At 71.3% G+C, this 16685-nt stretch carries 9 protein-coding genes; 5 read left to right on the forward strand and 4 right to left on the reverse strand.

The genetic code is table 11. From position 1 onward, the window contains the following. Positions 1-297 precede the first annotated feature (297 nt). From ACIQRL_RS25220 to ACIQRL_RS25230, 3 genes are all read left to right on the forward strand, one after another. Positions 298-1179, forward strand: a complete 882-nt coding sequence (locus tag ACIQRL_RS25220) for an RNA polymerase sigma factor SigF (protein WP_401335322.1) — start codon at positions 298-300, stop codon at positions 1177-1179. A 356-nt stretch (positions 1180-1535) separates the two neighbouring features. Further along, a complete protein-coding gene (locus tag ACIQRL_RS25225; protein ID WP_401335325.1) occupies positions 1536-5813 on the forward strand; it encodes a HAMP domain-containing protein in 4278 nt (1425 codons plus the stop codon). A 98-nt stretch (positions 5814-5911) separates the two neighbouring features. Next, positions 5912-8329: a SpoIIE family protein phosphatase gene (locus ACIQRL_RS25230; protein WP_401335327.1), complete on the forward strand. Its 2418-nt coding sequence runs from the start codon at positions 5912-5914 to the stop codon at positions 8327-8329. Between the two features lie 207 nt (positions 8330-8536). Here the strand turns inward: ACIQRL_RS25230 and ACIQRL_RS25235 are convergent, their stop codons facing one another. Together ACIQRL_RS25235 and ACIQRL_RS25240 are read right to left on the reverse strand one after the other, a co-directional pair. Next, positions 8537-9250, reverse strand: a complete 714-nt coding sequence (locus ACIQRL_RS25235; protein WP_401335330.1) for an HAD family hydrolase — start codon at positions 9248-9250, stop codon at positions 8537-8539. A gap of 123 nt (positions 9251-9373) precedes the next feature. Next, the gene (locus ACIQRL_RS25240; RefSeq protein ID WP_401335333.1) at positions 9374-10231 is read right to left on the reverse strand and encodes a DMT family transporter; all 858 of its coding nucleotides are present in this window, start codon (positions 10229-10231) and stop codon (positions 9374-9376) included. A gap of 299 nt (positions 10232-10530) precedes the next feature. Between ACIQRL_RS25240 and ACIQRL_RS25245 the strand changes: the two genes are divergently transcribed. After that, entirely contained in the window at positions 10531-11400 is an 870-nt protein-coding gene (locus tag ACIQRL_RS25245; protein ID WP_401335335.1) for an ANTAR domain-containing protein, read from the forward strand. An 82-nt stretch (positions 11401-11482) separates the two neighbouring features. Here ACIQRL_RS25245 and ACIQRL_RS25250 read toward each other — a convergent pair whose 3' ends face one another. Beyond that, positions 11483-13159, reverse strand: a complete 1677-nt coding sequence (locus ACIQRL_RS25250) for a sulfite oxidase (protein WP_401335338.1) — start codon at positions 13157-13159, stop codon at positions 11483-11485. A gap of 288 nt (positions 13160-13447) precedes the next feature. Between ACIQRL_RS25250 and ACIQRL_RS25255 the strand changes: the two genes are divergently transcribed. Next, positions 13448-14599: a PP2C family protein-serine/threonine phosphatase gene (locus tag ACIQRL_RS25255; protein WP_401335340.1), complete on the forward strand. Its 1152-nt coding sequence runs from the start codon at positions 13448-13450 to the stop codon at positions 14597-14599. 67 nt (positions 14600-14666) lie between these two features. Here ACIQRL_RS25255 and kstD read toward each other — a convergent pair whose 3' ends face one another. Beyond that, on the reverse strand, positions 14667-16469 hold the full coding sequence (gene kstD / locus ACIQRL_RS25260) for a 3-oxosteroid 1-dehydrogenase (protein ID WP_401335343.1): 1803 nt from the start codon (positions 16467-16469) through the stop codon (positions 14667-14669). Positions 16470-16685: the final 216 nt, after the last annotated feature.

Here is a 16685-nt window from a genome sequence, read left to right on the forward strand (position 1 = left end):
TGGCCGCCCCCGCACGCGATCCGGCCCCCTCGGAAGCCGCGGCCGCACCGCGTCGGCGGCGCCCGGTCGTCACCTGCCCCGGCTCCGCGGGAGAAGCGCTCGGGCCCCGACCGAAAATTGACGCCGCCGCCCGCATCCGAACAGTGTTCCCGGACAGAAGTAGACCTGACCCGGCGCCGGAGGGGAGGCGGGACGTACGCGTCCCGAAGAATTTCGGCGACCGGGTGGCATGAGCGGTGTGATGCGGGGCAGACGGGCCCTGGCATCAATTCCTTCGGACGATTTGGGGTGGACGGCATGGCGGCCGTGGCGACAGCGAAGGCAACGGACACGGCATACCAGGCAGCGACGGCCGAGGGGGGCGTCCTTCCGCAGATCGACGAGCCGCTGAAGATCAGCCCGAAGGACGCGCGCGAGCTGTCCCGCCAGTTCTTCGACCGGCTCTCCGTCCTCGAAGAGGGCACGCACGAATACCAGTACGCGCGCAACACCCTCATCGAGATGAATCTCTCCCTCGTCCGGTACGCGGCGGCGCGCTTCCGCAGCCGCAGCCAGGGTGAGATGGAGGACATCGTCCAGGTCGGCACGATCGGGCTCATCAAGGCCATCGACCGTTTCGAGCTGTCCCGCGAGGTCGAGTTCACCTCCTTCGCGGTTCCCTACATCGTCGGTGAGATCAAGCGCTTCTTCCGTGACACGAGCTGGGCCGTCCACGTGCCGCGCCGGCTGCAGGAGGCCCGCGTGGAGCTCGCCAAGGCGACGGAGGAACTCCGCACCCGCCTCGGCCGTACGCCCACCACCCGTGAACTGTCCGAGCTGATGTGCCTGTCCGAGGAAGAGGTCATCGAGGCCCGCAAGGCGTCGAACGGCTACAACTCCTCGTCCCTCGACGCCGCGCTCACGGCCGACGGCGGCGCGGACGGCGAGGCCGTCCTCGCGGACTTCATCGGCGAGGAGGACGCCTCGCTGGAACTGGTCGAGGACTTCAACTCGCTGGCCCCGCTGATCGCCGAACTCGACGACCGTCAGCGCCTGATCATTCACATGCGTTTCGTCGAGGAGCGCACCCAGGCGCAGATCGGCGAGGAGCTCGGTATCTCGCAGATGCATGTCTCCCGGCTGATCACGCGCATCATCAAGCGGCTGCGCGCGGGGCTCCTCGACCCCGCGGTCGCCTGACACCTCCGCACGGAACGGCCCGTACGACGGTCCCGTCGCCCCGCCCCTGGACTCCGGTCCGGAGCGGGTCGGCGGGACTTCGCGTACCCGGTCCGGACGACCCCGGGCCAAAAGGGTTCTGTGTATCCCCTTCACTCGCGGTTATTCCTGTCACCGGCAAAATTTTTGGGCCGCCGAAGAGTTCGTCCTCACGCTTTGTTCACCACCTGCCTTCTGGGTTAGCCTGCGGCGTATTTTCTTAACGGGAAGACCCGTGATCTGCGGGAATTCCACGGGCGGGCGGGGGCCGACCGTGGGCCCGACGTGGTTCCGAGTCCCGTGACGCGGGACTCCAGGGGAGCGGAACGAGGGTGAACATGACAAGGGCAGCGAGCGAGACGTCCGTACGGACGCCGGGCGAACAGGAACTGCGCCAACTGCTGGCCGGCCTCACCGCCGTGCGTGACGGCGACTTCGGCACCCGGCTCCCCGACGAGGCGGGTGGTCTGCTGGGCGACATCGCCACCGTGTTCAACGGCATGGTCGACCAGTTGTCACTGTTCACCTCCGAAGTGACACGAGTCGCGCGCGAGGTGGGCACGGAAGGGACGCTCGGCGGCCAGGCGGAGGTGCCGGGCGTGTCCGGCACCTGGGCCGACCTCACCGACTCCGTCAACGCCATGGCGGGCAACCTCACCACGCAGGTCCGCGACATCGCGCAGGTGGCCACGGCGGTCGCCAAGGGCGATCTGTCCCAGAAGATCGACGTGCCCGCCCGCGGCGAGATCCTTCAGCTGAAGGAGACCGTCAACACCATGGTCGACCAGCTGTCCGCGTTCGCCGACGAGGTCACCCGCGTCGCCCGCGAGGTCGGCACGGCCGGCAACCTGGGCGGACAGGCGCAGGTCCCCGGTGTCGGCGGCGTCTGGCGCGACCTCACCGACTCCGTCAACCTCATGGCGGGCAATCTCACCGCCCAGGTCCGCAACGTCGCCCAGGTGACCACGGCGGTGGCGCAGGGCGACCTCTCCCAGAAGATCACCGTGGACGCCCGCGGCGAGATCCTCGAGCTGAAGAACACCATCAACACGATGGTCGACCAGCTCTCGGCCTTCGCCGACGAGGTCACCCGCGTCGCCCGCGAGGTCGGCACCGACGGACGCCTCGGCGGCCAGGCCGACGTCAAGGGCGTCAAGGGCACCTGGCGCGATCTCACCGACTCGGTGAACTTCATGGCGGGCAATCTCACCGCCCAGGTCCGCAATGTCGCCCAGGTGGCCACGGCGGTGGCGCAGGGCGACCTCTCCCAGAAGATCACCGTGGACGCCCGCGGCGAGATCCTCGAGCTGAAGGAGACCATCAACACGATGGTCGACCAGCTCTCGGCCTTCGCCGACGAGGTCACCCGCGTCGCCCGCGAGGTCGGCACGGCCGGCAATCTGGGCGGGCAGGCCACGGTGCGGGGTGTGTCCGGCACGTGGAAGGACCTCACCGACAACGTCAACGTCATGGCGTCGAACCTGACCGGTCAGGTCCGCTCCATCGCTCAGGTGGCCACCGCGGTGGCCCGTGGCGACCTGTCGCAGAAGATCACCGTCGAGGCCAAGGGCGAGGTCGCCGCCCTGGCCGACGTCATCAACACGATGGTCGACACGCTGTCCGCGTTCGCCGACGAGGTCACCCGCGTCGCCCGCGAGGTCGGCACCGAGGGACGCCTCGGCGGCCAGGCGCACGTGCCGAACGTGGCGGGCACCTGGAAGGACCTCACCGACAACGTCAACTCCATGGCCAACAACCTCACCGGACAGGTGCGCAACATCGCCCTGGTGACGACGGCCGTGGCCAAGGGCGATCTGTCCAAGAAGATCGACGTGGACGCCCGCGGCGAGATCCTCGAACTCAAGACGACCATCAACACCATGGTCGACCAGCTCTCCGCCTTCGCCGCCGAGGTCACCCGCGTGGCCCGGGAGGTCGGCAGCGAGGGCCGGCTCGGCGGTCAGGCCGAGGTGGAGGGCGTCTCGGGCACCTGGAAGCGGCTGACCGAGAACGTGAACGAACTCGCCGGCAACCTCACGCGCCAGGTCCGCGCCATCGCCGAGGTCACCAGCGCCGTCGCCGAGGGCGACCTGACCCGGTCCATCACCGTGGAGGCCTCGGGCGAGGTCGCCGACCTGAAGGACAACATCAACTCCATGGTGGAGTCGCTGCGTGAGACCACGCGCGCCAACCAGGAGCAGGACTGGCTCAAGACGAATCTGGCCCGCATCTCGGGTCTGATGCAGGGCTATCGCGACCTGGACGTGGTGGCCGACCTCATCATGGACGAGCTCACCCCGCTGGTCACCGCGCAGTACGGCGCCTTCTACCTCGCCGAGGAGACCGCGAAGGGGACGGAGCTGCGGCTGGTCGGGTCCTACGGCTATCCCGACGAGGCCGGGCGTCCCACCCGTATCCCGCTGGGCCGCTCGCTCGTCGGGCAGGCCGCCCGCAGCCGCCGTGCCATCACGGTGGACGAGGTTCCGCCGGGCTACGTCACCATCTCCTCGGGCCTGGGACAGACGGCGCCGACGGCCCTGGTGGTGCTGCCCATCGTCGTCGAGGAACAGGTGCTCGGCGTCATCGAGCTCGCCTCGGTCACCCGCTTCAAGCAGGGCCACCGCACCTTCCTGGAACAGCTGATGGAGACCATCGGCGTCAATGTCAGCACCATCGTGGCCAATGCCCGCACCGACGAGCTGCTGGGCGAGTCGCAGCGTCTGACCGCCGAACTCCAGGCACGCTCCGAGGAGTTGCAGGTCCAGCAGGACGAACTCCAGCGTTCCAACGCCGAGCTGGAGGACAAGGCCTCGCTGCTCGTGACCCAGAACCGCGACATCGAGGCGAAGAACCTCCAGATCGAACAGGCCCGGCAGGAACTCGAAGCACGGGCCCAGCAGTTGTCGCTGGCCTCCAAGTACAAGTCCGAGTTCCTCGCCAACATGAGCCATGAACTGCGGACCCCGCTCAACAGCCTGCTCATCCTGGCCCAGTTGCTGGCGCAGAACCCCTCGCGCAACCTCACGCCGAAGCAGGTCGAGTACGCCGGGATCATCCACTCCGCGGGCTCCGACCTGCTCCAGCTGATCAACGACATCCTCGATCTGTCGAAGGTCGAGGCCGGCAAGATGGACGTCACCCCCGAGCGGGTCCCCCTGCGCCAGCTCCTGGAGTACGTCGAGGCGACCTTCCGCCCGATGACCTCGCAGAAAAGCCTGGAGTTCACGGTCAGCACCGCCCCCGGGTCGCCGGTCGACCTCCTCACCGACGACTCCCGGCTGCGCCAGGTGCTGCGCAACCTGCTGTCGAACGCGGTCAAGTTCACCGAGCGGGGACGCGTCGAGCTGCGGATCGAGCCGGCGGCCGACCAGGAGATCCCCGCGGGCGTACGGCGTGGCGGCACCATCGCCGCCTTCCGGGTCAAGGACACCGGGATCGGCATCCCCGAGCAGCAGCTGGAGACGATCTTCGGCGCGTTCCAGCAGGCCGACGGCACCACGAGCCGCAAGTACGGCGGGACAGGTCTGGGGCTGTCCATCACCCGGGAGATCGCCCACCTGCTCGGCGGAGCGGTCACCGTCGACAGCACCCCCGGAAAGGGCAGTACGTTCACCCTCTTCCTGCCGGTCGCCCGGCCCGACTTCGAGGAACTGCTGGCCGGCGGCCGCACGTCCGACGCGACGGCGGACGGGGGTGCCGCGGCGCGCACCGAACCGCGGCGCGCCATCGCCGGTTCGATCAGCCTGCCCCGCCAGCGACGACGGCGGCTGCTGGTCGTCGAGGAACGGCCGCGGGGTCTGCTCACGCTCGTGGCCGAGAGCGCGGTCGGGGACGTCGCCCGCAGCCGGGACGAGGGCGACGCGCGGGAGAGCGTCGACGTCATCACGGTCGTGGGAGCGCAGGAGGCGGCGAGCGCCCTGGCGGCGGAACCCTGGCACTGCGTGGTCCTCGAACTCGGCATGCCGGAAGGGGAGACGGCCCGGTTCCTCGAAGCGGTCGAGGGCGACTCGGCCCTGGCGACGGTCCCCGTCCTCGTCCACAACGGCAGCCGAGTCGACCTCGCGCAGGAGCAGGCACTGCAGTCCCGCTCCGGAGCCAGGTCACTGGAATTCCTCTCCAGTCTGGACGAGTTGCGCGAGCGCATCGCGCTGCACCTGTCCGCGGAACAGCCGGGCGACGTCGTCCCGCTGGTCCGCGCCGAGGAGGCGAGGAGCCGGCCCGCGCAGCCGATCGACAACGCCTTCCAGGGCCGTACGGTGCTCGTCGTCGACGACGACGCCCGCAACCTCTTCGCGCTCAGCGGGATCCTGGAGCTGCACGGATTCCAGGTGCTGCACGCGGAGAACGGCAGGAAGGGCATCGAGACGCTGCTGAGCCGGCCGGAGGTCGCGCTGATCCTGATGGACGTGATGATGCCCGAGATGGACGGGTACGCCGCGACCGCCGAGATCCGCAAGATGCCCCAGTACGCCGACCTGCCGATCATCGCGGTGACGGCGAAGGCCATGCCCGGCGACCGGGAGAAGAGCCTGCTGTCGGGTGCCAGCGACCATGTCACCAAGCCGGTCGACACCGACGACCTCATCGCCTGCGTCCGACGCTGGCTGGGGGCCTGACATGGCGCTCCTCACCCACCACGCGGCCGGGCGACAGGGCGCCCGCCGCCGTCCCTCCCCCGCCCTCCACAGGGTCCCCGCAGAGGGGCGGCCGCACCGTGAACATTCCTGAGTCAACCGAGACGGACGTCGCCGATTCCGGGGACACCGTCGCGGACGGCGAACAGTCGGGCGATCTCCCGGGCGCGGCCGGGACGTCTCCCGTGGGCCGGCTGGCGGCCACCGTCGAGCGGCTGCGCCGCGAGGTGCGGACCGCCCAGGTGGAGGCCGACGGACGGGCCCTGATCGAGCTGGCCAAGGGCATCCTGGTCGAGCGGCTGGGCTGCGGGCCGGCACAAGCCGCCCGCCAGCTCGCCGAGTTGGCCGAACAGGCCAAGGTGCCGCAGCTCCAGCTCGCGGTCGAGATCATCAACCAGGCCGCGCACGACCGGCTTTCGGAGGTGACCAACACCTTCCTCTCCGTCACGGCGGAGCGCACGCCCGACGACGACGCCCCGGCCGTGCGGCTGCGCGCGGCCGAGAGCGGCGCACTGGCGGCCGACGACACCCAGGCGGTGGCCGATTCCCTGCTCCAGCACGCGCTGACCCCGCTCGGCGCCGTCTCGGTCGCCATCTGGGCGGCGGGCGCCGACGGTTCGCTCTCCCTGGCGGGCAGCGCCGGTTTCTCGGCGGCCGAGGCCAGACGGTGGCGCTACGTCCCGCCGGGCGTCGCGACGATGGCCCGCCGCGCACTGTCCGAACGTACGACCCAGTGGGCGGACTCGCTGGCGAGCACCGGACTGCCGTCCATCGGGCACGCGGACCATCCGGACGGCGGAAGGGTCGCCGTACCGGCCGGCTCCGGGGGCCGCATCCACGGCGTCCTGGAGATCGCCTGGCCGTCCGTCCTGGAACCTCAGCCCCCGCAGGTCGTCCGTCAGGTCGAGGCGCTCGCGGAGCTGTGCTCGCACACACTGGAGACCCACTCCCTTCCCGGCGAATGCCATGACGTGCGCGGGACGAGCGATGTGTCCGAACTGATCGACCTGGTCGACGGGTTGCACGACCCCGCCCTGGTCCTGGTGCCCCATCTCGACGACCAGGGACGGCTCGCGGACTTCCGTATCCGCCATGTGAACGGACGTTTCCTCGATCCGGCCGGCAGGCCCCGCGGCACCGTCCACGGAGCGCTGCTCCTCGAGGCCTATCCGCTGGTCGCCGGGGAAAGCGGCCTCTTCCAGTGCATCGAACGGGTCTACGCCACCGGGGAACCGTTCCGGGCGCGGCGCATGGACCTCACGGCGCTGGTGGACCAGGTGCCGCTGTCGGCCGTGGCCGACATCAACGTCAGCCGGCACGGCGGAACCGTGCTGCTCATATGGCGCATCGAGGACGAGACGGCGCGCCTGGCGAGTCTCCTCCAGCACGCCCAACGGCTCGGCAGGATCGGCGGTTTCGAGGAGAACCTGCTCACCGGCGAGACGATCTGGAACGAGACGCTCTTCGACCTGTACGGCCGCTCCCCCTCGGGCGCTCCCGTGCCGCTGGAGGAACTGGCCGCGCACGCCCATCCGGACGACGCCGTCACCATCGGCCGCTTCCTGCGCACGGTCCTGCACCATCGCCGGCCGGCCACGGCCGCGTTCCGGCTGCAGCGTCCCGACGGCGTCACCCGGCACATCCGCATGGTGGCCGAGCCGGTGCTCGACGCCGACGACCGGCTGTTCGTGGTCCGCGGGGCCTACCAGGACATCTCGGCGCAGTACTGGACCGAGGTCGCGCTGGCCGTCACCCGTGACCAGCTCGCGCACACCGAACAGCAGGCGCACGAGCGCAACCGGCTGACCCTTCAGCTGCAGCACGCGATCATGCCGCCGACGCATGCGCCGTTGCGGGCGCCTGGTCTCGACGTGGCGGTGCGCTACCGGCCGGCGGAGACCGAACATCTCGTCGGAGGGGACTGGTACGACGCCGTCGTCCTGCCCTCCGGCCTGGTCCTGCTGTGCGTCGGGGACGTGGCCGGTCACGGGATCGAGGCGGCGACCAGCATGGTGGTGCTGCGCAACGCGCTGCGCGGACTCGCCGTGACGGGCGCCGGGCCGGGCCAGTTGCTGTCGTGGCTCAACATCGTGGCGCACCATCTGACGGGCGGGGTCACCGCCACAGCGGTCTGCGGGATCTACGATCCGCGTCGCCGCGTTCTGCGCTGGGCCAGGGCCGGACATCTGCCGCCCGTTCTGGTCCGGGACGCGGACGCCAACCCGCTTCCGCTGCTCAAGGGCATCCTGCTCGGCGCCGTCCCCGAGGCGACGTTCGAGGAGGACGAAGTGCAACTGGCCGTCCACGACACGCTGTTGATGTACACCGACGGCCTGATCGAACGGCGTGACCGTTCGGTGGAGGTGTCGCTGCGCCAACTGCTCAACGCGGCCCGTACGACCTCCAGGACCCTGGACCACCAGCTCGACCGGCTCCTGACGTACAGCAGGTCCGACACCGACGACGACACGTGCATCGTCGGTATCCAGGTCCAGTAGGACTGGGACGGCCGGGGTCCGGGCCGCGAAACGCACGAAAGGCCCCGCCGACAGCCGGGGGGAGTGACTGCCTGCGGGGCCGTGCAGCTCGGGTTCGCCAGGGGGGTAGCTCCCCCGAGCTGTCTCAGGATGCTGCTGCCCCGGTCCCGGCGATCCATGCACACGGGTTTCCGGCCGGGATTCCCCTCGTATGGCGGAGTGACCGGCTCAGGAACGCTCGCGCAGGACACGCAGCAGCGGCTCCAGGGAGGCCACGACGAGCCGCGGGGGGACCCCGGCCTCGCGCAGCAGGCTCGCTCTGACGTCGTTGCGGGCGTATCCGAGGAAGGGGACACCGGCCCGGTGTGCCGCCGCGTGGTCCGCGGGGGTGCAGCCGATCATCAGCGAGGCCTCCGGCACCGCCTCCATCCCGTTCAGGGCTCGTTCCAGGATCGCGGGTCGCGGATCGGGCGGGCCCAGGTCCGGGGAACGGCCGTAGATGTGCGGAGCGAAGCGGGGGGTGAGCCCTCTCGAGTCCAGGTACGAGGTGACGGTCCGGGCCGAATGGCCGGTCGCTATGGCGAGTTTCGCCCCGACCGCCGCCCAGGTGTGGATCAGCGGATCCGCGTAGGCCGTCGGCAACGCGGTGCGAGACGCCTGCAGCTCGAAGCGGGTGAGTCGCTCCTCCAGTTCGGCCACCAGCTCGCTGCCGGGCTGCCGCCCGGCCACCGCCACCAGCGTGTCGTACGGGTCCCCGCGGCCGCGCTCCTCCTCGGTGAGCGCCGCGTACAGGCCCCGTTCCCTCAGCCACTCCTCCTGGGCCCGCGCGACGGCCTCCGCCGGGCGCCGGGAGAACAGCTGGCAGATCGGCCCGTCGAAACCGAAGAGGACGTACCGTGTCCGCGCGACCAGTTCCCGGACGTGCTCGCTCCCACTCGTCACGACCTTGGTCTGTCCAGTCCCGGCAGTCGCTAAGCGAGCGAGTGTCGGCCAGTCCGGGTACGTCGCTCCGGCACCGGCTTCGGTTCGTGCTCCGGCGCCGGGGCGGGCCGGGTCGATCGCGGGTCAGTGGGACATGTCCACGAGGTGCGGTACCACCCTGGTCAGCCGCACGACGCCCCACAGGACCATGCCGGCCCCGATCAGCTCGGGCAGCAGCCACCAGCCGGTGCGGATCGTCTCGCCGAAGAGGGTGACGCCGAGCACCAGGCTCAGCGTCGCGTCGCCGATGGTCAGCGCGGGCTGCGAGGCGACCAGGGGGCCCGCCTGCAGGGCGTTCTCCAGGAGCAGGACGGCGACGATACCGGTCACGACGAATCCGTAGGTCTGCCACACGCCGAGGAAGGCGACGAACCCCTCGTCGTCGAGCGTGCCCACGGCCGATTTCAGGAGCGCGGCGGTCAGCGCGTTGCTGATGGCCGACGCCGATCCCAGCACGGCGGCGCGGAACAGCGGCGGGCGGCCCGGACGGGCGACGACGACCGCGACCGCCACGGTTCCCAGGCACAGGATCAACGCCGGGATCCAGCGCTCCATGGCGGCGTCGGACCGTGCTCCCGAGGGAGCGGCCGACAGGAGGACGAGACCGAGACCGGCCACCACGCCGGCGACGGCCCACCACCCCGCGCGGGACAGACGGCGGTGCATCACCGGGATGGCGATCATCAGGGCGAAGGGCAGTTCCAGGATGAACAGGGGCTGCACCAGGGACAGCGGTCCGTTCGCCAGTGCCAGTGCCTGGAAGAGCGCGGCCCCGGCCACCCCGGCGATGCCGATGAGCCACGGGGGCTGCCGGGCCAGCCGGAGAATGAGCCGCAGTCCGCCGCCTTCGGCCACCCGGGAGGCCGCCTTGCGCTGGAATGCCGTGCCCATGGCATTGCTGGCGGCGCCGAGGAGCGCGAACAGCACGGCCAGTCCTGTCACCCCTCCACCATGCCCCGGGCCGGCGGGCCGGGCCTCCCCGGGCCCGCCGGCCGGACGACGTGATGCCGGGGCGGGACCGTCGTGCGGAGCTCGGCCGGATCTCGGCTGGACCTCTTGCGGAGCGGACGGCTCCCCGGGATAAAGTCGGCGCCAGTGCTTGGGAAGCAGGCACGCACCGCGTGATGTCCGCGGGCCGCGCGGTCGCGCGCCCCGGCCCCGCGGTGGCGGCCTGCTCCGCCTTCCCCGGGCGTTCGGGCTGCCGATGGAGACCGACGCCGTCAGTGAGGATGCCGAGCACCATGAGTCAGGAGTCACAGCTCCCGCCCGCCATCGACGGGTGTGTCCCCGAGCCGGACGCGGACTCCGCCGGCCTGCGCCGCGAGATCGTCCGGCTGCGCCGGCACAACGCCGACCTTCAGGAGCGTCTGCACGCGCACCCGGCGATATCGCTGGCCCAGGGCGTGCTGATGGAGCGTTACCGGCTGCCCGCGCCCGAGGTGTCCTTCACCCTGCTGCGCGAGGCGTCGCAGCGGTTCAACATCAAACTGCACACGCTGGCGGACGCGGTCGTACGGACCCCGCACAGCCCCGCCGGACCGGCCCGCGCCGCGGAAGGCACCCGGACGTCCCCTCCCCCGCTGCCCGGTCTGCGGACCGCCGGGGCCGATCGCACCCACCAGGGCGAAGTGCTCAGCGCCGCCCTGCACCGGGTCCTGGACATCACCCAGACGGGGATGGGCAATGTCCAGCTCGCCGAGGGAGGGCGGCTGCGGATGGTGCGGCACTCGGGTCTCGATCGCGAGTTCACGAGTTTCTTCGCGTTCGTCGACTCGCCCACCACGTCGTGCGCGCAGGCCGCGGAGGACCGCCGACAGGTGACCGTCCGTGACGTGGCGACGGCCGATGTCTTCGACGAGGGTTCCCGGCGCGTCATCCTGGGGGCGGGCAGCCGGGCCTGCCACAGCGTGCCCCTGGTCAACCGGGCCGGTGTGCCGGTCGGCATGGCCTCCTCCCACCACGAACGGCCGCTGCCCGGGTTCACCCACGCCCAGCTCCACGCCCTGGAGGCCACCGGCCTGATGGTGGGCCGCTGGCTCTCCTGGCACCGGCACACCGTCGTGCTCGACGCGCTCGACCATCTGCACACGGCGGCCACGGAGGAGCGCTGAGCGTCCCGGGTCCGCCGTACCCGCTGGACGTACCGGACCCGGCGTTCAGTCGGCTTCGGTCGCCTCAGTCGCCTCAGTCGCCTCAGTCGACGGTGACGACCACGGAGTGCCGGCCGTCGGCGCCGTCCGGAATGGTCCGGGTGCGTTTCTCGGTCTGTACGTGACCGGTGCGGTCGGTGGCCCGGACCGTGAGGGTGTGGCCGCCGCTGGTGGCCCGCCAGGGGAAGGACCACTGCCGCCAGGTGTCGACGGTGTCCTCGGCCGCCAGACGAGCCTCCTGCCAGCGCCCGTCGTCGACCCGCACCTCGACCCTGTCGATCCCCCGGTGCTGGGCCCAGGCGACCCCGGCGACCATGACGGTGCCCGCCTTGGGCCGTGCGAAGGGCTTGGGCGTGTCGATACGGGACTGCGTCTTGATCGGTGCCCTGCGCGCCCAGTTCCGCCGCACCCAGTACGGGTCGTACGCGTCGAAGGTGGTCAGCTCGATGTCCTTGATCCACTTGCACGCGGACACATAACCGTACAGACCCGGTACGAGCATCCGCACCGGGAAACCGTGCTCGAACGGGAGCGGCCGGCCGTTCATCCCCACGGCCAGCAGAGCGTCACGGCCGTCCATCACGTCGTCCACGGGGCTGCCGATCGTCATCCCGTCGACCGAGCGCGCCACCAGTTGATCGGCCGGACCGCCCCGGGACGGCGGCCGCACCCCGCACTCGGCGAGCAGGTCCGCCAGGCGCACTCCGATCCAGCGGGCGTTGCCCACGTAGGGGCCGCCGACCTCGTTGGACACGCAGGTGAGCGTGATGTCCCGCTCGATCAGCTCGCGCCGCAGCAGTTCGTCGAAGGTCAGGGTCATGGGGCGGGTCACGCCCTTGCCGTGGATCCTCAGCCGCCAGCCGGTGGCGTCCACTCTGGGAACCACCAGGGCGGTGTCCACCCGGTAGAAGTCGGCGTTCGCCGTCACGAAGGGGCTGACGCCCGGCACGCGAACCTGCGCGCCGCGGGGAATCGGCGCGGCCGGGGACGCCACTGCGGGCAGCACCAGATCCGCGCGGGAGGCCACCGCGTTCCGGCCACGGGAGCCGTTCAGCGAGCTGCCCAGTGCCCCGGCCCCGGCCGAAGCGGCGGCAGCCGCCGTCGCGGCCACGATGAAGCCGCGCCGGTCCCAGCCGGACTCCCGAGACCTCGACGCGGTGGCCGGGTCCGCCGTCCCCTCGGCCGTCAACGGGTCGTCCCCGGCCGGATCGGAACCCGGCGCGCGGTCCGGCGCGGAAGGCTTGGGCCGGGCCGTGACGAGCCTGCCGGTCAGGGCGTACAGGAGCAGTGCGCCGCACAGGGCTCCGGCCACCGACGGCAGGGCGTCGGTCCAGCTCGTCGAGTCGGGACGGTCGAGCGCGGCGGCACCGCCGATCACACCGAAGAGGAGCACTCCCGTTGCTCCGGCGCGGCGGTGGCGCACCGCGAGCACCCCGAGCACACAGGCGAACAGCGCGAGGACGGCCAGGATGCCGAGCTGGAGCACGAGCTTGTCGTTCGTGCCGAAATGACGGATCGCCCAGTCCTTCACCGCGGGCGGGGTGCGGTCGATCGCGGCGCCCCCCACCGCCACGACCGGGCCCGCTTCGGGTCGTACGAGCGCGGACACCACCTGGGCGACGGCGAGGGCCGCGAGGCCGGCGAGAACGCCGCTGAGGGCGCCCAGCGCGTTCCGTACCCAGGTCGCGGGGGCACGCGGATCCTTCTGTCCTGTCGTCACGGTCGGAATCCGGATCCGCGGGTCCGGCGGATTGGTCGCTCACCCGATCCGACGAACTCACGCCCCGGACCCGTGCGTCCGGGATTCGAAGGGTCGGCCCCCGGCTCACGAGGGTCGACCCGCCGGTCGACACATCCAGGACGTCGGTGGGATGAACCGCCGTCGACGGGGCATCCGCCCTGTGGAGCCCCGTCACCTCATCCCCGTGGTGGCGGGGCTCCGCGCGCGGCCGATCGGAATGCGCGGCGGCACGGAATGGAGGAGCGTGGTGGCTGAAGGAGGAGTGCCATGGCCACGAAGGCCGCGCCCGGTCAGCGGGACGACCACCGGGGATGGCTGCGCGGCTCGCCCCCTCCGCGCTGGGTGCGACTGCTTCCGCCGGTCCTGCTGGTAGGGGTCTGCGTCGCTGAGCTCGCGAGCAGCCACGCCCTGGACATCGGCTTTCTGCTCGGCGCCATTCCCTCCCTGGCCGTCCTCTCCTACGGGCCCCTCGCGACGGCCGCCTTCGGCGCGATCGTCGTATTTCTGCTGACCATCCCCGCCCTGCAGCTCAACCATCCGGGCAACGCGGACCTGCTCACCATCTGCTTCATCTCCGTGCTCAGCGTGTTCGTGTCCCTCGTCCGCAGCCGCAGGGACGCGCATCTGGTCACCGTGCGGTCGGTGGCGGAGGCCGTTCAGCTCGCCGTCCTGCCGCCGCTCCCCGAACGGGTCGGCGCGGTGCGCTGCGCGGGGCTGTACCGGGCCGCGCAACGGGAGACGCTGGTCGGGGGCGACTTCTTCGACGTACGCGACGGGCCTTTCGGAGTACGGGCCGTGATGGGCGACGTACAGGGACACGGGCTGTCGGCCGTGGGGACGGTCGCCTCGCTGCTCGGGGCGTTCCGGGAAACCGTGCTGGACCAGAGCGATCTGGAGGCGGCCGCGGCCCGGCTCGACCGCAGGCTGGTGGTGGACTCGTCCGCGGTCGATCACGCCGAGTTGTTCGCCACCGCGCTGCTCCTGGAGTTCCCGCCCGGCGCCGATACGGTGCGGCTGGTGTCCTGCGGGCACCCTTCCCCGTTGCTGTTGCGCGGCACGAAGGCCCTCGAACTCGACACCGAGCCGGGGTCCCCGCTGGGGCTGGGATTCTTCGAGCTGTCTCCACCGCACGGGCGCACGGTCGACCTGGAGCCCGGCGATCGGCTGTTCCTGGCGTCGGACGGCGTGAGTGAGAGCCGGGACGAGACCGGCGTCTTCTATCCGTTGCCGGACCGGCTGGCCGCCTTCGCCGAGGAGCCGTCGGACACGCTCATCGACTGTGTGTGGCAGGACCTCGTCGCGTTCTGCCCCTCGATCCGCGACGACGTGTCGATCCTGGTCCTGACACCACGTCTCCGGGGCGACGAGCACGATTCCAACGGCGACAGCGACGGCGACGGCAACGGCAGGAGTGACTGATGGCTTGAGGCGGGGCGGGGTCGGGGCGGGTTCATGACCCCGCCCTCCGTCCGTGTCTCCCGCTCCGTCAGGTCGCCGCGATGTCCAGGGCCGCGATGTACCCGAACGTCATCGCGGGGCCGATCGTCGAGCCCGCGCCCGCGTAGCTGTGGCCCATGACGGCGGCGCTCGCGTTGCCCGCCGCGTACAGGCCGGGGATCACCGTGCCGTCCGGGCGCAGGACGCGGGCGCGGGCGTCCGTGCGCAGGCCGCCCTTGGTGCCCAGGTCGCCGGGGACGATCCTGAAGGCGTGGAACGGCGGCAGCCACAGCGGGGTCAGACAGGAATCGGGGAGGACCGCGGGGTCCGTGTAGTAGTGGTCGTAGACGCTGTCGCCGCGATGGAAGTCCGTGTCCGTGCCGCTCAGGGCCAGACCGTTGAAGCGGCTGACGGTCGTGCGCAGGGCGGCCGCGGGGACGCCGATCCGGCCGGCGAGGTCGTCCAGGGTCCACGCCTTGTACGCGGCGCCTGAGGTGTACCAGGAGTCGGGGAACGGGAAGGTCGGCGCGACGTCCTTGAACAGGTAGCGATTGCGGTAGTTCTGGTCGACGACCAGCCACGCCGGGATGTCCGGAGCGCTCGGGTCGCGGTCGTACATGGTGTGCACGACGTCGCTGTAGGGCCCGGCCTCGTTGACGAAGCGCGCTCCGGCGGAGTTGACCAACAGGCCGCCGGGCAGCGTGCGTTCGGCGAGGCAGAAGTAGGGCTGGTCGGGCAGCGGGATGGCCGGGCCCCACCACGCGTCGTCCATCAGGTCGAGCGCCGCCCCCGCGCGCCGGCCCGCCTGGATGCCGTCACCGGTGTTCTCCTTGGCGCCCACGGTCCAGGCGGTTCCGGTGGGCTGCCGCTGGAACTCGGCGCGCATGGCCGCGTTGTGCTCGAAGCCGCCGGAGCCGACGACGACCCCGCGCCGCGCCCTCACCAGGCCGGACGCGCCGTTCTGGGTGACCACCGCGCCGGTGACGGCGCCGCTCTCCATGAACAGGTCGGTCAGCGGGGTGTTCAGCCACACCGGGACCTGGGCGGCGAGCAGGCCCGCGCGCAGCCCGGCGGCGAGCGACTGGCCCATGGTCAGCGGCTTCTGGCCGAGCAGCGCCGCGTTGGTGCCCCGGGCCAGGCACTCGGTGGCGACGGCCGCGCCCTTCGCGCTCACCGCGGCGAGGGTGAGCCACTTGTAGTCGGCGCTGAAGACGACCATCCCGGCCGGGACCGCCATGTACGCGGGGTTCAGGTGCGCGAGTTCGGCTCCGAGGATGGTGCCGTCGAGCTGGTCGGGCTCCATGGAGCGGCCTCCCGGGAGGCCGCCGGGGAGCTCCGGGTAGTAGTCGCTGTAGCCCTCCATCCAGCGGAAGCGCAGCGGGCTGTTGGCCAGGACGAAGGAGATCATGGCCGGTCCGTTGCCGAGGAAGGCCTGTTGGCGGGCGGCGGAGACGTCCGGGCCGACCACGGCCGCCAGGTAGGCGGCGGCCTTCGCCGGGGTGTCGGGCACACCGGCGGCGAGGATCACCGGGTTGTTGGGGATCCAGATGCCCGCGCCGGAGCGTGCCGCGGAGCCGCCGAAGGTGGCCGCCTTCTCCAGGACGACGCAGCTCAGTCCGTGTTTCGCGACGGTCAGCGCCGCGGTCATCCCCGCGGCTCCGGAACCGATCACGACGACGTCGTACGTGCCCAGCAGGGGCAGGTCGGCCGCCGCGGCGGGACCGGCGACACCGGCGGCTCCGGCGGCGAGCGCGAGAGAGGCGCCCGTGGCCGCGCCGAGCACCCGGCGCCGTGACGGGCCGGGGGCCGGGAGGGAGCCGGTACGTCGGGCGGGGTCCGCGCTCGGGGACATGGCAGGGCGCTCCAGCGGGGCGAAGGAATGTGAGGAGGTTCCGTGCTCCGGGAGCCGACAGACCCCCGCCGTACCGGTTCTGATGCAGCGTCAGGAAATGTCGCGCGAGGGTCTTGTGAAGTCAAGGGCAAGCGGATCAGACCTCGCCGATCACCCCAAGATCGGACACAAGTTACCAACCGGTATGTAGTGACTTAACAAGCCAGTAACAGTAGA

The sequence above is a fragment of the Streptomyces sp. NPDC091209 genome (assembly GCF_044757755.1).
Taxonomy (GTDB): domain Bacteria; phylum Actinomycetota; class Actinomycetes; order Streptomycetales; family Streptomycetaceae; genus Streptomyces.